The 22,018-nt window shown below is 72.6% G+C and carries 23 protein-coding genes and 2 pseudogenes; 16 read left to right on the plus strand and 9 right to left on the minus strand.

The genetic code is table 11. From position 1 onward, the window contains the following. The first annotated feature begins 137 nt into the window (after positions 1 to 137). Positions 138 to 1,076 (plus strand): phosphotransferase, encoded by a 939-nt coding sequence (locus ACWD3D_RS06640; protein ID WP_451459818.1) that lies wholly within the window; start codon positions 138 to 140, stop codon positions 1,074 to 1,076. 55 nt (positions 1,077 to 1,131) lie between these two features. On the opposite strand, the gene ACWD3D_RS06645 is transcribed toward ACWD3D_RS06640, so the two are convergent. Together ACWD3D_RS06645 and ACWD3D_RS06650 are read right to left on the minus strand one after the other, a co-directional pair. After that, on the minus strand, positions 1,132 to 1,341 hold the full coding sequence (locus ACWD3D_RS06645; protein WP_451459819.1) for a DUF1918 domain-containing protein: 210 nt from the start codon (positions 1,339 to 1,341) through the stop codon (positions 1,132 to 1,134). A 44-nt stretch (positions 1,342 to 1,385) separates the two neighbouring features. Then, the gene (locus tag ACWD3D_RS06650) at positions 1,386 to 2,414 is read right to left on the minus strand and encodes a DMT family transporter (protein ID WP_451459820.1); all 1,029 of its coding nucleotides are present in this window, start codon (positions 2,412 to 2,414) and stop codon (positions 1,386 to 1,388) included. Here ACWD3D_RS06650 and ACWD3D_RS06655 point away from each other — a divergent pair. Beyond that, on the plus strand, positions 2,413 to 3,870 hold the full coding sequence (locus ACWD3D_RS06655; RefSeq protein WP_451459821.1) for an aminotransferase-like domain-containing protein: 1,458 nt from the start codon (positions 2,413 to 2,415) through the stop codon (positions 3,868 to 3,870). The two genes, ACWD3D_RS06650 and ACWD3D_RS06655, sit on opposite strands and share 2 nt — an antisense overlap. 156 nt (positions 3,871 to 4,026) lie before the next feature. Here the strand turns inward: ACWD3D_RS06655 and ACWD3D_RS06660 are convergent, their stop codons facing one another. Beyond that, positions 4,027 to 4,410, minus strand: a complete 384-nt coding sequence (locus ACWD3D_RS06660) for a winged helix-turn-helix transcriptional regulator (protein WP_451459822.1) — start codon at positions 4,408 to 4,410, stop codon at positions 4,027 to 4,029. 158 nt (positions 4,411 to 4,568) lie between these two features. Between ACWD3D_RS06660 and ACWD3D_RS06665 the strand changes: the two genes are divergently transcribed. The 4 genes from ACWD3D_RS06665 (at position 4,569) to ACWD3D_RS06680 (ending at position 7,529) form a co-directional block, all read left to right on the plus strand. Continuing rightward, entirely contained in the window at positions 4,569 to 5,450 is an 882-nt protein-coding gene (locus tag ACWD3D_RS06665; protein ID WP_451459823.1) for an alpha/beta fold hydrolase, read from the plus strand. A gap of 317 nt (positions 5,451 to 5,767) precedes the next feature. Then, positions 5,768 to 6,199, plus strand: a complete 432-nt coding sequence (locus tag ACWD3D_RS06670; protein WP_451459824.1) for a GNAT family N-acetyltransferase — start codon at positions 5,768 to 5,770, stop codon at positions 6,197 to 6,199. Between the two features lie 139 nt (positions 6,200 to 6,338). Next, positions 6,339 to 6,914, plus strand: coding sequence for a histidine phosphatase family protein (locus tag ACWD3D_RS06675; protein ID WP_451459825.1), 576 nt, complete (start codon positions 6,339 to 6,341; stop codon positions 6,912 to 6,914). A 69-nt stretch (positions 6,915 to 6,983) separates the two neighbouring features. Beyond that, positions 6,984 to 7,529: a DinB family protein gene (locus ACWD3D_RS06680; RefSeq protein WP_451459826.1), complete on the plus strand. Its 546-nt coding sequence runs from the start codon at positions 6,984 to 6,986 to the stop codon at positions 7,527 to 7,529. 273 nt (positions 7,530 to 7,802) lie between these two features. Here the strand turns inward: ACWD3D_RS06680 and ACWD3D_RS06685 are convergent, their stop codons facing one another. From ACWD3D_RS06685 to ACWD3D_RS06695, 3 genes are all read right to left on the minus strand, one after another. Continuing rightward, entirely contained in the window at positions 7,803 to 8,300 is a 498-nt protein-coding gene (locus tag ACWD3D_RS06685) for a peptidylprolyl isomerase (protein ID WP_451459827.1), read from the minus strand. 90 nt (positions 8,301 to 8,390) lie between these two features. Beyond that, the gene (locus ACWD3D_RS06690; RefSeq protein WP_451459828.1) at positions 8,391 to 8,759 is read right to left on the minus strand and encodes a hypothetical protein; all 369 of its coding nucleotides are present in this window, start codon (positions 8,757 to 8,759) and stop codon (positions 8,391 to 8,393) included. An 86-nt stretch (positions 8,760 to 8,845) separates the two neighbouring features. After that, positions 8,846 to 9,628 carry a LysR family substrate-binding domain-containing protein gene (locus ACWD3D_RS06695; protein WP_451459829.1) on the minus strand — a complete coding sequence of 261 codons (783 nt, stop codon included), beginning with the start codon at positions 9,626 to 9,628 and terminating at the stop codon, positions 8,846 to 8,848. 122 nt (positions 9,629 to 9,750) lie between these two features. Between ACWD3D_RS06695 and ACWD3D_RS06700 the strand changes: the two genes are divergently transcribed. The 3 genes and pseudogenes from ACWD3D_RS06700 to ACWD3D_RS06710 form a co-directional block, all read left to right on the plus strand. Further along, positions 9,751 to 10,155, plus strand: a complete 405-nt coding sequence (locus tag ACWD3D_RS06700; RefSeq protein WP_451459830.1) for a DUF5997 family protein — start codon at positions 9,751 to 9,753, stop codon at positions 10,153 to 10,155. Between the two features lie 248 nt (positions 10,156 to 10,403). Then, positions 10,404 to 11,987 carry a hypothetical protein gene (locus tag ACWD3D_RS06705; RefSeq protein WP_451459831.1) on the plus strand — a complete coding sequence of 528 codons (1,584 nt, stop codon included), beginning with the start codon at positions 10,404 to 10,406 and terminating at the stop codon, positions 11,985 to 11,987. Positions 11,988 to 12,059: 72 nt separating this feature from the next. Next, a pseudogene (locus ACWD3D_RS06710) lies at positions 12,060 to 12,962 on the plus strand (NAD(P)-dependent oxidoreductase); the annotation flags it as partial. A 63-nt stretch (positions 12,963 to 13,025) separates the two neighbouring features. Here the strand turns inward: ACWD3D_RS06710 and ACWD3D_RS06715 are convergent. Next, positions 13,026 to 13,400 (minus strand): hypothetical protein, encoded by a 375-nt coding sequence (locus tag ACWD3D_RS06715; protein ID WP_451459832.1) that lies wholly within the window; start codon positions 13,398 to 13,400, stop codon positions 13,026 to 13,028. Between the two features lie 186 nt (positions 13,401 to 13,586). On the opposite strand from ACWD3D_RS06715, the gene ACWD3D_RS06720 reads away from it, so the two are divergent. After that, the gene (locus tag ACWD3D_RS06720) at positions 13,587 to 14,318 is read left to right on the plus strand and encodes an HAD family hydrolase (RefSeq protein WP_451459833.1); all 732 of its coding nucleotides are present in this window, start codon (positions 13,587 to 13,589) and stop codon (positions 14,316 to 14,318) included. Between the two features lie 27 nt (positions 14,319 to 14,345). On the opposite strand, the gene ACWD3D_RS06725 is transcribed toward ACWD3D_RS06720, so the two are convergent. After that, entirely contained in the window at positions 14,346 to 15,869 is a 1,524-nt protein-coding gene (locus ACWD3D_RS06725; protein ID WP_451459834.1) for a multicopper oxidase family protein, read from the minus strand. Between the two features lie 244 nt (positions 15,870 to 16,113). Between ACWD3D_RS06725 and argC the strand changes: the two genes are divergently transcribed. From argC to ACWD3D_RS06750, 5 genes are all read left to right on the plus strand, one after another. Continuing rightward, a complete protein-coding gene (gene argC / locus ACWD3D_RS06730) occupies positions 16,114 to 17,142 on the plus strand; it encodes an N-acetyl-gamma-glutamyl-phosphate reductase (protein WP_451459835.1) in 1,029 nt (342 codons plus the stop codon). A 121-nt stretch (positions 17,143 to 17,263) separates the two neighbouring features. Beyond that, on the plus strand, positions 17,264 to 18,418 hold the full coding sequence (gene argJ, locus ACWD3D_RS06735; protein WP_451459836.1) for a bifunctional glutamate N-acetyltransferase/amino-acid acetyltransferase ArgJ: 1,155 nt from the start codon (positions 17,264 to 17,266) through the stop codon (positions 18,416 to 18,418). Further along, positions 18,415 to 19,401: an acetylglutamate kinase gene (gene argB, locus ACWD3D_RS06740; RefSeq protein ID WP_451459837.1), complete on the plus strand. Its 987-nt coding sequence runs from the start codon at positions 18,415 to 18,417 to the stop codon at positions 19,399 to 19,401. Before argJ ends, argB begins: the two co-directional genes overlap by 4 nt. Further along, on the plus strand, positions 19,398 to 20,603 hold the full coding sequence (locus tag ACWD3D_RS06745) for an acetylornithine transaminase (protein ID WP_451459838.1): 1,206 nt from the start codon (positions 19,398 to 19,400) through the stop codon (positions 20,601 to 20,603). Before argB ends, ACWD3D_RS06745 begins: the two co-directional genes overlap by 4 nt. Positions 20,604 to 20,628: 25 nt before the next feature. Beyond that, complete coding sequence (locus tag ACWD3D_RS06750; protein ID WP_328722689.1) at positions 20,629 to 21,165, plus strand: arginine repressor; 537 nt, start codon at positions 20,629 to 20,631, stop codon at positions 21,163 to 21,165. 69 nt (positions 21,166 to 21,234) lie between these two features. On the opposite strand, the gene ACWD3D_RS06755 is transcribed toward ACWD3D_RS06750, so the two are convergent. Next, complete coding sequence (locus tag ACWD3D_RS06755) at positions 21,235 to 21,927, minus strand: L,D-transpeptidase family protein (protein ID WP_451459839.1); 693 nt, start codon at positions 21,925 to 21,927, stop codon at positions 21,235 to 21,237. Here ACWD3D_RS06755 and ACWD3D_RS06760 point away from each other — a divergent pair. Further along, positions 21,925 to 22,018, plus strand: a pseudogene (locus ACWD3D_RS06760) (polysaccharide deacetylase family protein); the annotation flags it as partial. The gene ACWD3D_RS06755 and the pseudogene ACWD3D_RS06760 overlap by 3 nt on opposite strands.

The raw sequence follows: 22,018 nt of genomic DNA on the forward strand, positions 1-22,018 counted from the left end.
AGGGCCGCCCACGTGGTCCGGGCTCGTCCCGCCGTCCGTGGGCCGCATGACGCACGCGGAACGCTCGAACGGCGTGGCACTCGCCGGGCTCGGCGCGTTCCTCGCGGTGAACACCAGCCCCGGGGGAGGACTGATCGGTGAGCGCAGATGCGGGACGGGCACGGTGGGAGGACCTGCCGAGCGGGGTACGGGAAGCGGTGCGGGGGAGGCTCGGTGCGCCGGTGGTGGACGTCATCCACCAGGGAGGCGGTTTCACCCAGGGGCTTGCCGCGCGGGTGAGGTGTGCCGGAGGCGGTGAGGTGTTTCTCAAGGCATCGCCGCTCGGCGCTCGGATGGCGTCGCACTACAGGGCCGAGGCCGTGGTCGGGGAGCATCTGCCGACTGTGATCGCGCCGGAGTTTCTGTGGTCGCTGGAGGTGGGCGACTGGGTCGTCAACGCCTTCGAGTCGGTGCGGGGCCGGGAGCCCGACCTGCGGCCCGGGTCGGCGGATCTGGTCGGCGTGCTGGAGGCGGTGGGCGGGCTGGAGCGGGGGCTGACGCCGTGTCCGGTGCCGGAGGCCGGTGCGGTCGGGGAGACCCTCTCGGCGCTCTCGGGACACTGGGTGCGGCTCGCGGCGGAGCCGGTCGGGTCGGTGGGGCGGAGCCCGTGGACCGCCTCGCGGCGAGCCCGGCTGGAAGACCTGGACAGCGCTGAGCGGCTGGTGGAACTGTCCGTCGGAGACACGCTGGTGCACTGTGATCTGCGCGCGGACAACATGCTGACCGAGACCGGCACGGGGCGGGTCAGAATCCTCGACTGGTCGTGGGGAGCGCGTGGCGCCGCATGGGTGGACGCGGCTTTCCTTGTCCCGCAGTTGATCCTCGCCGGTCACAGTCCGGCGGGCGCGGAGGCCGCTCTCGCCGCCCGGGTTCCGGCCTGGCGTGCGGTGGCTCCCGAGGCGGCGAGCGTGTTCGCGGTGGCTCTCACCGGTTACTGGACCTGGCACCACGCGCACGGCCCCGGCGGCGCGCTGGGCGCGTACCGGGGCCGTGCGGCAGGGGCAGGGCGTATCTGGATCGACCACCGGCTCGGCTGAGCGGGAGATTCCTGGGCCCGGTCCACGTCGGCGAGCTGGGAAAAGGGCGGCCCGATCAGGCGGTTCCTGGCTTGTCCCGCTCGCCTTCGTGCTGCACCACGCTGTCCGGCCCCGGGTACGCCAGTGACTCGTGGCCGTCCGCGTAGCGCAGCCGGTACGGCGGAGTGCCGTGCGGGCCCTTCACCTCGACGATTTCCGCGACCCGGTCGGGGTGGCCCACGGTTCTGCCGTGGGTCAGCAACCGGTCGCCGGTCTGAGCCTCCATGGGGAACGACCTCCTTCAGGACGGCGACCCCTTTGTCGACAAGTCTATGACCGTGCGGCCCGGCTCTCGCGCGGGCGCTTGGCCCCTGCCCGCTGGGTCGCCGCGATGCAGACGAGCACGGCCACCGCCGCGAGCGGGGCCGCCGCCGACAGCTCCTCGCCGAGCAGCAGGAACGACCAGACCAGCGTCAGCAGCGGCTGGGCCAGTTGCAGCTGGCTCGCGCGGGGGATGCCGATCTCCGCCATGCCCCGGTACCAGACGTACAGCCCGACGAACGCGGAGCCGGCCGCCAGCCACGCCAGGCCGGCGATGCCGTGCCCGGTCAGGTGTACCGGCTCGTACGCCAGCGCCACCGCGCTGCCCACCACCGCTACCGGAAGCGAGAGGATCAGTGCCCAGCCGATCACCTGCCAGCCCGGCATGAGCCGTGCCAGTCGCCCGCCCTCCGCGTACCCGGCTGCGCACACCACCAGCGAGCCGAACAGGTACAGGTCACCGGACGAGAGGGCGCCGCCGCTCTGCGCGATGGTGAACGCGAGCACCACGGCCGCTCCCGCCAGCGCCGCGATCCAGAACGCGCGGGGCGGACGGGCGCCCGTGCGCAGGGACGAGAAGACCGCCGTGGTCAGCGGCAGCAGCCCCACTACCACGGCGGCGTGCGAGGAGGTCGTCGTCCGCAGCGCGAGCGTGGTCAGCAGCGGGAACCCGGCCACCACCCCGCCCGCCACGACCAGTAGCCCGCCCAGGTGGCGGCGGCCCGGCCACCGACTGCGGGCCGCCAGCAGGACCGTGCCCGCGACCAGCGCGGCGAGCACACTGCGCAGCGCCACCAGCGACCAGGGCCCGAAACTCTCCAGCCCCCACACGGTGGCGGGAAAGGTCAGGGAGAAGGCGACTACCCCGAGGGAGGCGAGGGCGAAGCCGGACCGTTCGGAGGCCGGGACCTTTGAGGCGCGCCCTACAGGGCTGACGGAAGCAACGGGGATGCCGGAGGCGGCCGGAGGAACGGCAGACGGGGTGCTGGGCGTGAGCGCTATCGCCCCGGAACGGGTAGCGCTATTGTCGTCTCTCATGAATGAGCGTAGCAGTGTGGGGGAGTTGGCGGAATCCCTGCGTGGAGAGCTGAACCGCTACTCACCCGGGGGAAAACTGCCGTCGAGCCGCGCTCTCGTCGAACGCTTCCGGGTCAGCCCGGTCACCGTCACCCGGGCCCTCGCCCAACTGGCCGCCGAGGGGCTGGTCGTCACCAGGCCCGGCGCCGGGGCCTTCCGTGCCCGGGCGCGTACCACCGCACCGGCCCGGGGCGACACGTCCTGGCAGGAGGTCTCGCTCAGCGGTGACGGCGGACCCGAGGTGGTGCCCCGTACCGTCGACGCCTCGGGGGTCCTCGTCACCCTTGCCGCGCCCCCACCGGGCGTCATCGAGTTCAACGGCGGTTACCTCCACCCCTCCCTCCAGCCCGAACGAGCCCTGGCCGCAGCCCTCGCGCGGGCCGGCCGCCGCCCCGGCGCCTGGGACCGGCCGCCGGTGGACGGCCTGCCCGAGCTGCGCGCCTGGTTCGCCCGGGAGATCGGGCCCGGCGTCGGTGCGGCCGACGTCCTGATCACGGCGGGTGGCCAGAGCGCGCTGGCCACCGCGTTGCGCGCGCTCGCTCCACCCGGCGCCCCCGTACTCGTCGAGTCGCCGACCTACCCCGGCATGCTGGCCGTCGCCCGCGCCGCCGGGCTGCGGCCCGTCCCCGTACCGGTGGACGCCGACGGAGTGCGGCCCGAACTGCTGGACGCCGCGTTCCATGCCACCGGCGCCCGGGTGTTCGTCTGCCAGCCGCTCTTCCAGAATCCGACGGGCGCGGTGCTCGCCCCCGGGCGAAGGGCCGAGGTGCTGCGGATCGCGCGGGCGGCCGGCGCGTTCGTCGTCGAGGACGACTTCGCCCGCCGCCTCGCCCACGAGGACGCCGGCCCGCTGCCGCCGCCGCTGGTCGCCGATGATCCGGACGGGGTCGTCGTCCATGTCTGCTCGCTCACCAAGGTCACCTCGCCCAGCATGCGCGTCGGCGCGCTCGCCGCGCGCGGCCCGGTGCTGGAGAGACTGCGGGCGATTCAGGTCGTGGACAGCTTCTTCGTGCCCAGGCCCCTCCAGGAAGCCGCCCTCGAACTGGTCGGGGCCCCCTCCTGGGGCACGCATCTACGCTCCGTGGCCGTCGAGTTGGCCCGGCGCCGTACCCTGCTCGCCGGTGAACTCCGCAGCTCGCTGCCCGGACTCGACCTGCCGCTCGTACCGTCCGGCGGCGGCAGCCTCTGGTTGCGCGTCCCCGGCAACGGCGGCAGCGGTGCCGACGAGGCGGCGTTCGTCTCCGGCGCCCTGCGTGCCGGGGTCGCGGTGGCCCCGGGGCGCCCGTACTTCTGCGCCGAACCACCCTCCGCGCAGGTCCGGATCAGCTTCGCTGCGGCCTCCGACGCGGGCGAGATCGCCGAGGGGGTCCGGCGCCTGCGCCACGCGTACGAGACCCTCGGAGCCTTCGGGGAGTGACCGGAGGCGGCGGCGCGGGCGGACGTGACGTGGATGGACAGGTCCCTGGGGTGCGCCCCGAGGCGTCCCAGGGCGGTTGCGGACGTCCGCCCGCCCGGCAATGCCCCCGCACCTGCCGCCGGCACTGCCGTGCCGCCCCGCGGGGCCGGCCCCCGGTCAACCGTGGGAACAGCGCTGCTGGTCAGTACAGCTCGCAGACCCGTCGGCGAGCTGGTTGCTGCGGTCGATCTCCGGCATGTGCGTTTCGGCCCAGACCCGCAGGGCGGAGAGCGGCCCTTCGAGGGACAGGCCGAGCTCGGTGAGCCGGTAGTGGACGGCGGGTGGCACGGTGGCTTCCACCCGGCGCGTGACCAGGCCGTCCCGGACGAGACTCCGCAGGGTGACGGACAGCATCTTCTGAGAGATGCCGGAGACCCGGCGCCGCAGTTCCGCGAAACGGAGCTCGCCGGGCGCCTCCTCGGCCAGCACCTTGACCACCATCGATGTCCACTTGGTGCCGATACGGTCGAGCAACTGGCGGGTCGGGCACAGCGGATCCATTGCGTCGCCCCGCTCACCGGGCCGCCGACCGGGTTCACCGGGCCGCGATGCGGTCACTCCGGGCTCACCACCTGAAGGGAAAGTGCCGTCTTGGAGGAGCCAGGGTAGTTCCTTAGCGTGAGGTGGCCACTCCTCCTCACCACCTCTGGAGCCTCTCCATGCCCGAGCTGCGGCGCGTCCCCGTCAACGGCGTCGAACTGAACGTCGCCCTCGCCGGGTCGGGCCCGGCCGTCCTGCTGCTGCACGGATTCCCACACACCTGGGAGCTGTGGACGGACGTCATCGCCGGCCTCTCCGGCCGCTACCGGGTCATCGCGCCGGACCTGCGCGGATTCGGCGAGAGCAGCGGGACCGCCTCCGGGTACGACGCGAGCAGCGGGACCGCCTCCGGGTACGACGCGGGCACCCTGGCCGAGGACGCCGCCGCGCTTCTCACCGCGCTCGGCGTGTCCTCGGCCGCGGTGGTGGGCATCGACGCGGGAACGGCGGTGGCCTTCCTTCTCGCCCTGCGCCGCCCCGGTCTCGTCCGGCGTCTGGCCGTCATGGAGTCCGTCCTGGGCGGGCTGCCCGGTGCAGAGGACTTCCTCGCCGACGGGCCACCGTGGTGGTTCGGCTTCCATTCCGCCGCGCCGGGCCTCGCCGAGACCGTACTGGAGGGCCACGAGGCCGCCTACGTCGACTGGTTCCTGAGTGCCGGCACGCTCGGTGACGGAGTGCGCCCCGCCCTCCGGGACGCCTTCGTCCGCGCGTACACCGGCCGCGAGGCGTTGCGCCGGGCGTTCTCGTACTACCGGGCGCTGCCGGCGAGCGCGGTACAGATCGAGCGGGCGGTCGCCACTGCCCGTCTGACGGTTCCGACGATGGTGGTGGGCGCCCGGCCCGTCGGCGCCGCACTGGAACGCCAGCTCCGCCCGATCGCTGACGATCTCACCGGACACCTCATCGATGACTGCGGCCACATCATCCCGCTGCACCGGCCGCACGCCCTGCTCTCGCTGTTGCGTCCATTCCTCGCGGGTGAGGACGTCGAGGAGACATGACCGGGCCCATGGGCACCCGGCTTCCGGTTCATGCCCCCTGGCCGTGGTCCGTGGTCCGTGGTCCGTGATCTCGAGGGCGAGAGGCGCCGAAGGGGCAAGCGGCAGGCGGCCGGCAACGATCGTCCGGACGTGGTCGGTCACGGCATCGGGGAGACGGTTCTCCCTCCGCCCGACCGGGGCCGCCGGGACGCAGGTAGGTCACGGCACGGTGCCTTGCCGTCGGCACGAGGCGCACGGGGGCCGGACCGGTCGTTTCCGGCGATCTACCACGCGGGCATGAAGAGCACGGTCCGCGGCCAAAGTTGTAGCCTGTTCCGATGTCAGATGCGATCTCTCAGGACTACGACATCTCGACCGACGCCGCCCGGCTCGACCTGGCCCGTATCCACCGCTGGCTCTCCAGCGACGCCTACTGGGCGCTCGGTCGGAGCCGAGCCAAGCAGGACGCGGCCATCGCGGCCTCGCTCAACTTCGGTGTGTACGAGCGCGAGTCCGGCACACAGGTCGGATACGCGCGCGTGGTGACCGACCACGTCACCTTCGCCTGGCTCTGCGACGTCTACGTCGACCCGGCGGCCCGCGGACGGGGACTCGGCGTACGGCTGGCCGAGGCGGTACGCGACCACCTCGCCCCGGCCGGTGTCCGCAGGATTCTGCTCGCCACGGGCGACGCCCACGGGGTGTACGCGAAGGCCGGTTTCCTCGGGCTGGAGGAGCCCGGCCAGTGGATGGCTCTGACCAACGGATAGAGCCCTTCTCGTACCGGTGCCCCTCCCGGCGCGGTTCGCCCGCGACGGGACGGACCTTGACCGACACGTACCGGATTGCCAACTCCCTTATATGCGAGCCCTCTTGACCCGATGGGCTGTCGGCCTCACGATCGCGGCCATGAGTGTTCGGGTTTCCCTCGTGGCGGCAGCGCGAAGCTCGTCCCTGCTCGCCGAGCGCTTCGACGACGACCGTCCGCTCGACCATGCCGGATGGCACGAGGTGCAACTCGTCGCCCACACCCTGGTCCCGCTCGGCGCGGCCGACCTCCGCTACTGCGCGCCGAGCCCCCGCAGTCGGGCCACCGGTGACGCCCTCGGCTACGCCCCCATGGCCCAACCCGACCTGCGGGACTGCGACATGGGGCGCTGGCGGGGCATGACCCTGGCGGAGGTCGCGGCCCGCGAGCCCGCCGCCGTCGACGCGTGGCTGGCCGATCCCCGCTCCGCGCCGCACGGTGGCGAGCCGCTGCTCGGCTTCATCGCGCGGATCGGCCACTGGCTCGACACCCGTCCCTGTGACGGTGGTTCCATCGTCGCGGTGGCCGAACCCCCGGCGGTCCGCGCGATCCTCGTCTACGCGCTGAAGGCCCCGCCCTCGGCATACTGGAACATCGACGTGCGTCCCCTCGCGGCGGTCACTCTGGTCGGGCAACCGGGCCGCTGGAGCCTCTCCCTGGAACCGCAGGCCCGCTGACGTACCGAGCTCTCTCCGGAAGGGTGAAAACCGGTGCGACCGGGGTGGAGATCGGTCACAATCCCGGACATGCAACGGTTTGCGGAGATGTTCACCGATCCCGGCAGTGACCCACGGGTCGAGGTCCCGACGCAGAGCGACGAGCGGACCATGCTCGTCGCCTCACTGCGCCGCCAGCGGGACACCCTGGTCCTGAAGTGCTCCGGGCTCGACCCCGACGCCATGGCCATGCGGTCCGTGGACTTCTCCGGCCTGTCCCTGCTGGGACTCGTCCGGCACCTGGCCGACATGGAACACCGTTGGTTCAGACAGCGGTTGGCCGGCCAGGAGGGTCCTGCGCCCTTCTCCACGGTGGACGAGCCCGACGGAGCGTTCGACCGCGCCGTCCCCGGCGTCGCGCGCACCGCGGAAGCCTGGCGGGTCTGGCGGGAAGAGGTCGACTTCGCGGAACGCTTCGTCGCTGAAGCCCCCGATCTCGACGTGTCCGCCAACGACCCCTGGCAGGGGCGGATCTCGCTCAGGTGGGTTCTGCTGCACATGGTGGAGGAGTACGCGCGCCACAACGGCCACGCCGACCTGTTGCGCCAGGGAATCGACGGCGCCGTGGGGCTGTAGGGCGTTCTCGGAAGCCGATACCCCGGCTGCAACGGCAACGGCAACGGCAACGGCAACGGCAACGGCAGCGGATACGGATGCGGATACGGCGACGGCACCGCCCGATCTGCCGCCCTCCCCGGCATCCGCGCCGGGCGGGGCACGCGTCCGGCTGCGTCAGGTCCGGGTCGAGCGCCGGGACGACAACGCGCGGGCCGACGGATTCTGTCGGCCCGCGCGCTGTTCACGCCCGGTGCGCGAGGCAGGTCGCGCGAGGGGGTGCGGTGGCAATCCTTAGAGGACGCCGCTCTTCGCGATGGTGATCTTGGCCGAGGTACGGCCGCTCTGGGAGCCGAGGCCCTCGATCTTCTTGACCAGCTTCATGCTGTCCTCGTCCGCGACCTCACCGAAGACGACGTGCTTGCCGTCGAGCCACGGGGTCAGGATGGTGGTGATGAAGAACTGCGAGCCGTTGGTGTTACGGCCGGCGTTGGCCATCGAGAGCAGGCCCGCCTTGTCGTGCGTGAGCTTGAAGTTCTCGTCGGCGAACTTCTCGCCGTAGATGCTCTTGCCGCCCGTGCCGTCGCCACGGGTGAAGTCGCCACCCTGGAGCATGAACTCCGGGATGACACGGTGGAAGGACGAGCCCTCGTAGCCGAAGCCCTTCTCGCCGGTGGCGAGGGCGCGGAAGTTCTCCACGGTCTTCGGGACGACGTCCTCGAAGAGGTTGAACGTGATCCGCCCGGCGGGCTCGTCGTTGATGGTGATGTCGAAGTAAGCCTTGATGGTCATAGAACCATCCTGACACTTCTCGGGCCGGACCTCGCGCAGAGGGGGTACCCGGCGCGCTCCTGCGGGTCCAGTCGGCGGACGGCGAACGATTCAGCGTCCGCCCGGACGACCGTCCCGCCACCGCGCCCGTCCGGTGCGGAGGAGGCCCCGCCGTCCCGGCCGCGACCGCCGCGGGGCGGGCAGCCTCCCCGCACGGCCCCTGGGCCCGTACTCCGGCGCGGCGGGCCGTCGGCCGCGGTCCGGGGACGGCAGCGGAGCCTGCCGGTCCGCTTGGGCGAGGATCTCCTGGTGAGCGGCGTACGAAGTGGTCCGGAACGCCTCCTCGTACGAGGCGAGGGCCGCCCCGATCGCCGCCCCGGCCGCTCCCCGGCGCCGCACCCGGGCCGCGAGCGATCCGAAGAGGCCCATGACGGCGGCCAGACATCCGACGACGATCAACAACGGCAGAAGCGCACCCATGGGGGCGAGGGTAGCGAGCGGGTGGTCGGGGCGGCAGAGCTCCGACGACTATCGCCCGGTCCGGGGCGGCAAGAGAGCTCCGACGACTATCGCCCGCGCGGCTTTCCGCGCTTGGCGCCCCCCGCGCCCTTCGCGCCCTTGGCCCCGCCGCCCGACCCGCCCCGCGGGTTGCGGGACGACGGCTTGCCCGTGGCGGCGCCGCGACGCTGCCCGCCCGCGGCCGGCCGCTTCTCCTGCTTCGGTTGCGGGGGAGTGGGGGTACGCCCGCGCGAACTGTTCACCGTGCGGCCCCGGACGATGCCGATGAAGTCCTCGACCATCCCGGTCGTCTTCTCCTCCGGCCACGAGAGCGCGATACGCGACTCCGGGACGTCCGTCATCGTCCGGTAGGTGAGGTCCTTGCGGTGGTGGAGCCGGGCGAGCGACTGCGGCACGACCAGCAGACCGATCCCCGCCGCGACCAGCGCCACGGCGTCCTCCGTCGTCTCCGGCCGCTCGAACGCGGGCAGCCCCGGCGGGCGCTCCCAGCCGAGCGTGTCGTCGAGCGGATGCAGCACGATGTCCTCCGCGAGGTCCTCGGCGGACACCTCCTCCGCGGCAGCCAGCAGGTGGTCCTTGGGGATCACCACCACCGAGGTCTCGGTGTACAGGGGGATCGCGCTGAGCTCCTGGCGGCCGACCGGCAGGCGTACGAAACCCGCGTCGGCACCGCCCTCCAGCAGCAGCCCAGGGGCCTCGCCGGGCGGCACGGAGACCAGCTCCAGCGGGATGCGGGGGAAGCGCTCTTTCCAGATGCGCACCCACTTGGAAGGCGTCACGCCCGGTACGTAGGCGAGGCGGAAGGAGGGGGATGCGTCGGAGCCAGTCACCCCGCCAGGTTACCGGCCCCACCCCCGGGGAACGTCCGGCGGACCATGGCAGGGAACCCGTCGCACCCCCTGCCGCGGGCGGTGTGGTCGGCGGCCTCGCACACGCTCGCTACTCTTGACACATGACCTCGCACCAGACACCCCAGACGATGAAGCCCGCCACCGCGGCGAAGAAGCTGGGTGTGTACCTCGAAGCCACCCCCGCCGAGTTCCAGGAGGGTGTGGTCTCGCGCAGCGAGTTCAACGCGCTGCAGGCCGATCCGCCGGCCTGGCTGGAGGAACTGCGCCGCAACGGCCCGCACCCCCGCCCGGTCGTCGCCGCGAAGCTGGGCGTCTCCATCTCCGGCCTCGCCCGCGGTGGAGTCACCGAGCCGCTCACCACCGAGCAGATCGACGCCCTCAAGAACGAGATGCCGGAATGGCTGAGCGCCGAGCGCGCCACCCAGGCCGACGTCCGCAAGGAGGCCGTCCGCATCAAGGAGCGGAACGCCGAGCGTGCCGCGCGCGCCGAGAAGGCCGATTCCTGACCCAGGCTCCACACCCCCGCCCGGCCACCGGAACACCCCGCGCGGCCGGGCGGAGCTGTGCCCGCTCCGGCCGCGCGGACCGTACAGGTCCCAGCGGCGTGAGACGGGGACGGCCCGGGGCCCGGAACGGGAACGGCCCGGCGGCGCCCGAAGCGGACGAGCGGACGACCGGACGACCGGACGAGCGCATGAGCGCATGACCTGACGACCGGATAACCGGTGGCTCCCGCCCGGCCCCGCGCGACAGGATGCGTGCCGTGTTTCACCTCCTGCTCGGGCTGGCGGCCAACCCCTCGCTGCCCCCTCACCTGATCGACCGGTTCCTCGCGTACGAGGACGTCTGCCTCGAACCCCTCGACTGCGAACTGGCCCAAGCCCTCGGCGAGCGCTCCGATCTGAACCGCGAACAGGCCGGGCGCCTGGTCTCGGCGCACGAGGACTGCGCCGGGGTGTCCATGTCCAAGGCGCTACAGGTGTTCACGGCGGCCGACGTCGACCCGGTACGCCGGCCTCTCGTCGCGCTCGCCCTGCTGGAGGCCGGTGCCGGTTCCTCCGCGTGGGCCCGCCATCTCGCCGGGGTGCCCGAGTACTGGCTGCGGGAGTCCCTGGCCGCCCTCCCCGACCTGCCGGACGACGTCACCGGGACACTGGCCCAGGACCCCGACGTACGGGTGGTGACCGAGCTGGCGTTCTGGACCACGTCCACCGCGGTCGCCTCCCGGCTCGCCCGGCACCCGCACACCGAGGTACGCGGTGCCCTCGCCGTGAACCCGATGACACCGCCCCCGGTCCTGGCGGCGCTGATCACCGGCGAAGGGCTGCCGCCGGTCCGCCACTGCCTGGTCTGCGACCAGGAACCAGTTCCGTACACCCACGATTCCGGCTGCGAACGCCCCGGATGCGACCTGCGGTCCGGGGCGGCCTGTGACGGCTCCCACCAGTCCACCGTCCACGAGCTGCTCGTAAGGGCCCTGGAGAACGGGGCCACCCCCACCGAGGCGGTCCTCCCGTTCGCCGACGACCCCCGCGACCCGGTGCGCCGGGCACTGGCCACCCGCGAGGACCTGCCCGACTCCGCGTACGAACGCCTCGCACGCGACCCCGCGCACTGGGTCAGGGACGAACTCGCGGGAAATCCCGCGACCGGCGAGGCGGCCGTCCGCGTCCTCGCGGCGGACCCGTCCCCCGAGGTCCGCCGCAAGGTGGCACATCACCCGCGCCTGCCGCTGGACGTGCTCACCGCCCTGGCCGGGACGGTACGGACGGGCCCGGTGCCGCTCGCCAGGATCGCCGGGGCCACACCCGCCGAGATCGCCCTGCTGGCGGCCTCGCGGGACCCGGCCGTACGGGCCCTGGTGGCCGAACGCCACGATCTGCCCGAGGCGATCCGCGACCGGCTCGCCGCCGACCCCGACGCGAGGGTGGTCCGCGCGGTGGCCCCGCACCCCGGCCTCCCCGAGGCGACGCTGCGCGCGATGATCACGCGCTTCGGAGCGCAGGTGGCCGGGCGGGTGGCCGAGAACCCGGACGCCTCGCCCGCGTTCCTGGAGGAGCTGGCGCTGCGCACCCCGCCCGTACGGAAGGTGCTCCGCGCGGTGGCCGGCCGGCCCGGGGCGACGCCGGCGTCGCTGGTGGCCTGCCTGGCGGACCCGCGGGTTCGGATCGCGGCGGCCGGCCATCCGTCCCTGCCGCGGTCCGTGCTCGTCGGGCTGCTCGACCACCCTGACGCGGCACTGGCCGGGGCGGCGGCGGCCAATCCCGCCCTGCCGGTCGGCGAGATGGTCCGCCTCCTCCCGCCGCCCGGCCGCCCAAGGTTCCGCCGCACGACGTAGCGTGCAGATGGGGGCGCCGCCGCCCGTCGGACGAGGCACTGTGCCCGTCGCTGCCCTTCACGACAGAAAGGTCGACGACCGACCATGACCGACACACTCACCGTCAGCGTTCTGGGCACCGGAATCATGGGTGCCGCCATGGCCCGCAACCTCGCCCGCGCCGGGCACTTTGTACAGGTCTGGAACCGCACCCGCGCCAAGGCCGAACCGCTGGCGAAGGACGGCGCGCGGATCGCCGACACCCCCGCGGAGGCCGTCGAGGGCGCCGACGTGGTCCTGACGATGCTGCACGACGGGCCGGCGGTGGCGGAGGTCGTGCGGCAGGCCGCGCCGGCACTCCGCCCGGGCACCGCCTGGGTGCAGTCGACCACCGTGGGCGTCGACGCGGTCGAGGCGCTCGCCGCGACCGCCGAGGAGTACGGCCTGGTCTTCTTCGACGCGCCGGTGCTCGGCACCCGGCAGCCCGCCGAGTCGGGGCAGCTGCTCATCCTGGCAGCGGGCCCGGCGAAGAGCCGCGCGGCCGTCGCCCCGGTACTGGACGCGGTCGGGGCCCGGACCGTCTGGACGGGCGAGAACGGGGCGGACGGCGGCGCCACCCGCCTCAAGCTCGTCGCCAACAGCTGGGTCATCGCGGCCACCACCGCCACCGGAGAAACCCTGGCACTCGCCAAGGCGCTCGGAGTGAACCCGCAGGACTTCTTCGACGCCATCGGCGGTGGCCCGCTCGACATGGGATATCTGCGCGCCAAGTCCGGCCTCATCCTCGACGACGGCCTGGAACCGGCCAGCTTCGCGGTGACCACGGCCGAGAAGGACGCCCGCCTGATCGTGGAGGCCGGGCAGCGGTACGGCGTCCGCCTCGACGGCGCGGCGGCGAGCGCGGACCGCTTCGCCCGCGCCGCCGCCCAGGGCCACGGCCACGAGGACATGGCCGCCGCCTACTTCGCGAGCTTCGAACCGGACGGGTCACGCTGACGTCGGGGCCGGGGCAGCGACGTCCTGGGCCGTATCCGTCCGACCGGGCGCGGCCCGCGCGCGTCAGCTCGGTTCCGTGGCACGGCCGCCCCGGGTGAGGAGCCACCGCCACCGGGGGCGTTCCGTGACGAGGGCGAGGGCCGCGAGCACGGACACCGGAACCGCCGCCCGAGCGGGCCAGGCCGACCACGAGAAAACCACGGCGGCGGCGATCTGGAGGAGTACCAGCAGGATCGTGACCGTGCCGGGCACCGGGACGATCACCTGCTTCTTGTCGCCCGGTGTCGCGAAGACGGCCGGAAGACCGATCAGGACGACCACCGACAGGACCGCGAGAGGCCACGAGTACCGGGACAGCGCCCAGGGCGTGGCCACCCAGGCGGCGAGTTCCACCGCGAAGCGCAGGACGGACGCGAGCCGGTCGTCGGGTCGTTCCACGGTTCCCTCGAAGTGTGCGGAGCGGCGGGTCCGGGGTGTCCGCCCGGACCGGCCCGTCGGCGCGGGCGGCCGATCCTACGTCGCTCCGGCGCTCGCCGGGAGCCCGGGACGGCGACGAACGAACTCCGCGAACGCTGAACTCCGCGCGGGTAGTCGCCGGGACGCCCGTCGAGGATGATCGCGCACATGACAGACGTGATCTTCTTCGACCTCGACGGGACCCTGGTCGACCATCGCGGTGCGGTCCTGGAGACCATCGGCGCCATCGTCCGGGCGGCGCCGAACGCGACGGCTCCGCCGGAGGAGTCGGTGGCCGCGTGGTGGGCGCTGGAGGCGCGCCACATGCGGGAGTACCTGGCCGGCGAATGCTCCTTCGCCGAGCATCACCGGCGCAGGGTCCGGTCCTTCCTGCCCCTCCTGGGCGAGCCGGTCCCCGACAGCCCCGCTCTCCTGGACGCCTGGATCGACGAGCGTTACCTCGCCGTGTTCGAGGAGACCTGGCAGTGCTACCCCGACGTCCGCCCCTGCCTGGAGTCCCTGGAGCGGCTCCCCGGAGGGCCGCGGCTCGCCGTACTCACCAACGGGGATCCCGGGCAGCAGCGTGCCAAGCTCGCCCGCTTCGGTCTCCTGGACCACTTCGAGGCCGTCCTGACCCCGACCGAACTCGGCGCGGCCAAGCCCGCCGCCTACGCCGCCGCCTGCCGGTGGATGGGGACGGACCCCGCCCGCGCGGTCAACGTGGGCGACATGCTCAAGAGCGACGTGCTCGCCGCAGCCGACGCCGGGCTCACCGGTATCTGGCTGGACCGGGGCATCGACTTCGTCACCGGTGGGCCCTCACCCGTGGCGGACGGGTCGGTCCGCCGCATCGAACGGCTCACCGACCTCCCGGGCCACCTGGCGCGCGCGGACGCCTGACCTGCTCCCGGCCACCGCCTCGGCGCGTCACTCGACGTACTCGACGAGCTGCATCATCCCCCGGTCCTCGTGCTGGAGCTCATGGCAGTGGATGAGGGCCCGGCCGGTGAAGTCCGTGAAGCGGACGCGCAGGGTCACCGAGCCGCCCCTCCTGACGCCGACGGTGTCCTGCCACACCGGCGTGCCCAGGGGGACGCCGTCGACGGCGGTGACCAGGAAGCGGTTGGTGTGCAGGTGGAACGAGTGGTTGGGGTGGGTTCTCGAGTCGTTGCGCAGCGTCCACTCCTCGGTCTCGCCGAGCCGGAGGGTGTGGTTGACGACGGCCGGATCGAACCGTCCGTAAGCCGGGTCCGTCGGGTCGGCCTGGTCGCGGGCCGGCGGGGTCGCTCCGTCGCCCGTGATGCGGTACGCGTGGGGGAAGGGCTGGCCGGGAAAAGCGTTCATGTCGCTGTGGAAGGTCAGCGAACGGAGGCGGGTCACTTCCTGCGGGTCGATGTACGGAGCGGGCCCCGGCAGATCCGTGGGCAGCTCCATCCGTACGCCGGAGCCCGGAGTCACGGTCAGGGTCGCCAGTAGGACGCCGCCCGCCGTGACGCGGTAGTCGCCCGGGCTCTGCGCTCTGATCATGACGTCGGCGCGGTTGCCCATCGACAGGGTGACCCCGTCACGCTCGACGGTCCGGGTGAGAGCCACCCCGTCCATGGCGATCTGGTGCAGCGCGTGTCCCTCCACCCGGATCGGCAGGACGCTGAACGCCGACCCGTTGATCAGACGCCAGCGCTGCACCTCGCCCTCGCGCAACTGGATCACCGGTCGATAGGCGCCGTTGACCACGAACGTCGACGCCACCCTGTTGAGGTCGTTCTCGGCGCGCAGCTCGGGCACTTGCCCGTCGGAGAGCTTGAGTTCACCGATGCACATCACCACGTCGCTCGCGGCAGCGATCTCCGGGACCCTGTCGATCTCGCCTTCCACGACGAGCGCGCCCAGCAGGCCGCCGGCCAGTTGGACGGCGGTCGACCCGTGCACGTGCGAGTGGTACCAGAACGTGCCGCCCGGGTGGTCGGCGGGAATCTCGATGCGGCTGCGGTAGCTCGTGACGGTCAGACCGTTGGCCGGATCGTAGGGGGTGAACTCCCTGAAGACGTTGTCGGCGTCCCCGCTCGGTGAGACGTGGAGTCCGTGGGTGTGCAGATTCACCGTGTTGAAGCCGTGCGGCACGTTGTGGTCGCTGTGCGAGGTCTGATCGGGGTTGGGCGGCAGATCGTTGATGTGTTCGATGTCGAGCAGATCGCCCGGCCGCACGCGCAGGGTCGGCCCGTTGATGGAGCCGTTGTAGAGCCGGAGATCGAAGTCGCCGACACCGGCGAGCGTTCCCCGGGTGAACGCGACCCGCAGGGTGGTGGACAGGACTCCGTTCGCCGACCGGATCAGCGGAGGCGGGCCGAAGGGTGCCGCGGCCGACGCGCGGGGGGTCCGCAGCGCGCCGGACAGCAGGGCGGGTGCCGACACCAGTACCGCACGTCTGCTGATTCCGCGTGATGAGTCCATCGATGTCACTCCTGCTCGTGAACGGCCAAAGGCCGTTCAGCGTGGCGAGCGCACCACCGGTTCCGACGGACGACACGTCCCGCGCCGCGCGGCTTCCCCTGATCGGCTCACCCGACGGGGTGCCCCCCCGGTGGTTCATCCGTGCTTCTGGGGCGCATCGCCTCGCGGTGACGGCTTCATCTCCCGACCTTTGCATAAAAGTGCATCGCTGCGTATAGTCATGCCATCGATGAGGAGGATTCCGATGGTGGTACGTGCAGCGGTGGCAGGGGCGAGCGGATACGCCGGCGGTGAGCTGCTGCGCCTGCTGCTGGCCCACCCCGAGATCGAGATCGGCGCCCTGACCGGCCACTCCAACGCCGGGCAGAAGCTCGGCGCGCTCCAGCCGCACCTGCGGCCGCTGGCCGACCGGGTGCTGGAGCCCACCACCGCCGAGGCGCTCGCCGGGCACGACGTGGTCTTCCTCGCCCTGCCGCACGGACAGTCCGCCGCCGTCGCCGAGCAGCTCGGCGACGAGGTCCTGGTCGTCGACATGGGGGCCGACTTCCGGCTCGCGGACGCCGCGGACTGGGAGAAATTCTACGGTTCGCCGCACGCCGGTACGTGGCCCTACGGGCTGCCCGAGCTGCCCGGAGCCCGCGCCGCGCTCGCCGGGACCAAGCGGATCGCCGTACCCGGCTGCTACCCGACCGCCGTGTCGCTCGCGCTCTTCCCGGCGTACGCCGCCGGGCTCGCCGAACCCGAGGCGGTCGTCGTCGCCGCGTCCGGTACCTCCGGCGCCGGCAAGGCGGCCAAGCCGCACCTCCTCGGCTCCGAGGTGATGGGGAACATGACCCCGTACGGAGTCGGCGGGGGACACCGGCACACACCGGAGATCACCCAGAACCTCAGCGCCGTCGCCGGCGAACGCGTCACGGTCTCCTTCACCCCGACCCTCGCCCCCATGCCGCGCGGCATCCTCGCCACCTGCAGCGCCAAGGCGAAGCCCGGCGTGGACGGCGAGGCGCTCCGCGCCGTCTACGAGAAGGCGTACGCGGACGAGCCGTTCGTCGACCTCCTCCCCGAAGGCCAGTGGCCCTCCACTGCGGCCGTGTACGGCTCCAACGCCGTGCAGATCCAGGTGGCGTACGACCCCGCCGCCGACCGGATCATCGTGATCAGCGCCATCGACAACCTCGCCAAGGGCACCGCCGGGGGTGCCCTGCAGAGCACGAACATCGCCCTCGGGCTGCCCGAGGACACCGGTCTGACCACGACCGGCGTGGCACCGTGACCGACCCGCGCCCGGCCGCACCCACCCCGCGCGCCGGGCGTACGGACGCCCGGCCCCGGACCACCACGGAAACCGCCGCAGCGCCGCACCGCGCGGGCGGAGAAGCGAACGAGGAGATGCAGTGAGCGTCACGGCAGCACAGGGATTCTCGGCGGCGGGCATCGCCGCCGGGATCAAGGAGAGCGGCAACCCGGACCTGGCCCTCGTGGTCAACCTCGGGCCGCGCCGCGCCGCCGCGGGAGTCTTCACCTCCAACCGCGTCAAGGCCGCACCCGTCCTCTGGTCCCAGCAGGTCCTCAAGGGCGGCGAGGTCTCCGCCGTCGTCCTCAACTCCGGTGGCGCCAACGCCTGTACGGGCCCCAAGGGCTTCCAGGACACGCACGCCACCGCCGAGAAGACCGCCGAGGTCCTCGAAGGCCACAGCGCCGGCGAGATCGCCGTCTGCTCCACCGGGCTCATCGGCACGCTGCTCCCGATGGACAAGCTGCTCGCCGGCATCGACAAGGCCGCGGGCGCCCTCAGCGAGGAAGGCGGCACGGACGCCGCCATCGCGATCAAGACCACCGACACCGTCCACAAGACCGCCGTGGCCACCGGAGACGGCTGGACCGTCGGCGGCATGGCCAAGGGCGCGGGCATGCTCGCCCCCGGGCTCGCCACCATGCTCGTCGTCCTCACCACCGACGCCGACGTCGAGGCGTCCGCGCTGGACGCCGCCCTGCGCGACGCCACCCGCACCACCTTCGACCGGGTCGACTCGGACGGCTGCATGTCGACCAACGACACCGTGCTGCTCCTCGCCTCCGGAGCCAGCGGCGTCACCCCCGAGCAGGACGCGTTCTCCGCCGCCGTGCAGACCGTCTGCGCCGACCTGGCCCGCCAGCTCATCGGCGACGCCGAGGGTGCCTCCAAGGACATCCGGATCGAGGTCGTCGGAGCCGCGACCGAGGACGACGCCGTCGAGGTGGGCCGCTCCATCGCCCGCAACAACCTCCTCAAGTGCGCCATCCACGGCGAGGACCCCAACTGGGGCCGGGTGCTCTCCGCGATCGGCACCACCCGGGCCGCCTTCGACCCCGACCAGCTGAACGTCGCCATCAACGGCGTCTGGGTCTGCAAGAACGGAAGCGTCGGCGACGACCGCGACCTGGTCGACATGCGCTACCGCGAGGTCAAGATCACCGCTGACCTCTCCGCGGGCACCGAGTCCGCCGTCATCTGGGCGAACGACCTCACCGCGGAGTACGTCCACGAGAACAGCGCGTACAGCTCATGAGCACCTCGAAGAACACCCCGGAAGGCGCCGACAACACCACGGGCGCCGAGAACAGCACGGCCCGGAAACACACCGCCCTCCCGAAGGCGCAGATCCTCATCGAAGCGCTGCCCTGGCTGACCCGGCACAACGGCCGGACCGTGGTCATCAAGTTCGGCGGCAACGCCATGATCGACGACGAGCTGAAGGCGGCCTTCGCCCAGGACGTCGTGTTCCTGCGGCAGGCCGGCCTCAAGCCCGTCGTCGTGCACGGCGGCGGGCCGCAGATCAACGCCCAGCTCGACAAGCAGGGCCTGGTCAGCGAGTTCAAGGCCGGACTGCGGGTCACCACGCCCGAGGCGATGGACGTCGTACGGATGGTCCTGGCGGGACAGGTCCAGCGCGAGCTGGTCGGCCTGCTCAACCAGCACGGGCCGCTCGCCGTCGGCATGACCGGCGAGGACGCCCGGACCATGACCGCCGTCCAGCACCGCCCGACCATCGACGGCGAGCTCATCGACATCGGCCGGGTCGGCGAGATCACCGAGATCGACACCGGTGCCATAGAGGCACTCCTCGCGGACGGCCGCATCCCGGTCATCTCCTCGATCGCGCGCTCCGCCGACGACAACCACGTCTACAACGTCAACGCCGACACGGCAGCCGCCGCCCTGGCCGCCGCGCTGAACGCCGAGACGCTGATGGTCCTCACCGACGTCGAGGGCCTCTACGAGGACTGGCCGAACAGCGACGACGTGATCAGCCGCATCACCGCGACCGAGCTGGAGAAGCTCCTGCCCGAGCTGTCCAGCGGCATGGTCCCGAAGATGCAGGGCTGCCTGTACGCGGTACGCAACGGCGTCGAGACCGCCAGGGTCATCGACGGCCGGGTCCAGCACGCGATCCTGCTGGAGATCTTCACGGACGAAGGCGTCGGCACGATGGTCGTGCCGGACACGGACACGGCGGCAGAGCCGGGTACGGACACGGAGGGGTCAGCATGACGAACGCGGAACTCGGTCAGCGGTGGAGCGACTCGCTGATGGACAACTACGGCACGCCGCAGATCCCCCTCGTCCGGGGCGAGGGCGCCCGGGTCTGGGACGCCGACGGCAAGGAGTACCTCGACTTCGTCGGCGGTATCGCGGTGAACGCGCTGGGCCACGCCCACCCCGCGGTCGTCGAGGCGGTCTCCACCCAGATCGCCTCCCTCGGACACGTCTCCAACCTCTTCATCGCCGAGCCGCCCGTCGCGCTCGCCGAGCGGCTGCTCCAGCTCTTCGGCCGGAGCGGACGGGTCTACTTCGCCAACTCCGGCGCCGAGGCCAACGAAGCCGCCTTCAAGATCGGCCGGCTCACCGGCCGGACCGGCATGGTCGCCACCACCGGTGGCTTCCACGGCCGGACCATGGGCGCGCTGGCCCTCACCGGACAGGCGAAGAAGCGGGACCCGTTCCTGCCGCTGCCCGCCGACGTCACCCACGTGCCGTACGGAGACGTGGAAGCGCTCCGGGCCGCCGTCACCACCGACACCGCGCTCGTGATCATCGAGCCCATCCAGGGCGAGAAGGGCGTGGTCGTCCCGCCCAAGGGCTACCTCTCCGCCGCCCGCGAGATCACCCGGGCCACCGGCACCCTGCTCGTCCTCGACGAGGTGCAGACCGGCATCGGCCGGTGCGGCACCTGGTTCGAGTACCAGGCCCACGAGGACGTCGAGCCCGACATCGTCACCCTCGCCAAGGGCATCGGCGGCGGGCTGCCGCTCGGTGTCACCGTCGCCTTCGGTGCCGCGGCCGACCTGCTGAAGCCGGGTCACCACGGCACCACCTTCGGCGGCAACCCGATCGCCTGCGCGGCCGGCCTCGCCGTGCTGGACACCCTGGCGGCGGACGGGGCGCTCGACAACGTCAAGCGGCTCGGTGAGCGCATCCGTGAGGAGGTCGAGGGGCTCGGACACCCGCTCGTCTCCCACGTCCGCGGCTCCGGCCTGCTGCTGGGTATCGTGCTCACGGGGCCCCACGCATCGCAGGTGCAGCAGGCGGCCCAGGAAGCGGGCCTCCTGGTCAACGCCCCCGCACCCGATGTCGTACGGCTGATGCCGCCGCTGATCATCGGCGACGCGGAGGTGGACGCCTTCCTGGCCGTACTGCGGGGCGCGCTGGACACGGTGGAACCGGGCAAGGGCGACGGAGAACCCGGAGCATGACCACCCGGAGAATGAGGCGACGACGATGACCGAGGCGCAGGACAACGACCACGGCGGCCCTGCCGTGCCGCAGACCCGCACGGCACGCCACCGCCGGATCGTGGACATCCTGAACCGTCAGCCGGTGCGCTCGCAGAGCCAGCTGGCCAAGCTCCTCGCCGACGACGGGCTGAGCGTCACCCAGGCGACGCTCTCCCGCGACCTCGACGAGCTGGGCGCGGTCAAGATCCGCAACACCGGTGGCGAGCTGATCTACGCCGTGCCGAGCGAGGGTGGATTCCGCACCCCGCAGGCACCGCTGGGCGGCTCCGCCAAGGAGGAGCGGATGCGGCGCCTCTCTTCGGAGCTGCTCATCTCCGCGGAGGCCTCGGCCAACCTCGTCGTCCTGCGCACGCCCCCGGGCGCCGCGCAGTTCCTCGCCTCGGCCATCGACCAGGCCGAACTCCACGACGTCCTCGGCACGATCGCCGGGGACGACACGCTGATGCTCATCAGCCGTGACGCGGCCGGTGGTCAGGCGCTCGCCGACCACCTCCTGCGCCTCGCGCAGAACGAACGCTGACGCGTACCCCGTACGTGCGGGAGCCCGGACCGCCACCCGCGGACCGGGCTCCCGCGCGTCGTGGGGGCGTCAGTAGCGGGTGACCGCCAGCTCCCCGGCGGAGGTGCCGATGGCGATGTGCGGGTGCTTCGCCGGGTCGGCCCAGGCCAGGACGCGGTCCATCGCCTTCGCCGGCACCGAGACGCAGCCCGCCGTCGCCCCTGCGCCGTCGACGTGCAGGAAAATGCCCGCACCCCGGCCCCGTACCGGCTTCGCGTAGTTGAAGCCGATCACCATCGCCCGGGCGTACTGCGCCGGGTACGTGATCAGGTGCTCGGCCTCCGCGGCCCGGCAGTCGGACGGCAACGGCTCCACCCAACGGTTGTAGTCGCGCGCCCCGTTGTCCTGGCACCACCACGAACCCTCCGTCACCCTGCGGTACGGGTAAGCCGTCGCGGCCGGAGCCGGTCGGACGCCGAAGGCGTACGGGAGGTCGAACAGGCCCGTCGGGGTGGTGTTCGTGCCCTGGCGCCGGGTACGCCCCTCGGCGAGGCCCGCCGCCCCGAACCGGGCCGGCGCGGAACCCGCCCGGGCCCACCGCCCCCGCCGCAGCTCCCACCAGGTGACCGTGCCGGTGGTGGACCCGGCCTCCGGGGCTTCGGCGACGATCAGTTGCCGGCCCCCGCCGGTGTCGGCCAGCCGCTCGGGCGCGGGAGGGGCAGCACCCGTGGGCGCCGCCGCCGAGACGGAACTCGCCAGTGCCAGCAGGACGGACAGGGCCACGACGCGGGCGGCGACCGCGCCCAGACCCTGGACGCCCTGAGCGAGGTCCTGCCCTGGCTGAAGGAGCAGGGGTACTCCTTCGGCTTCCCGG

It is taken from the genome of Streptomyces sp. NPDC002690 (genome assembly GCF_053592415.1).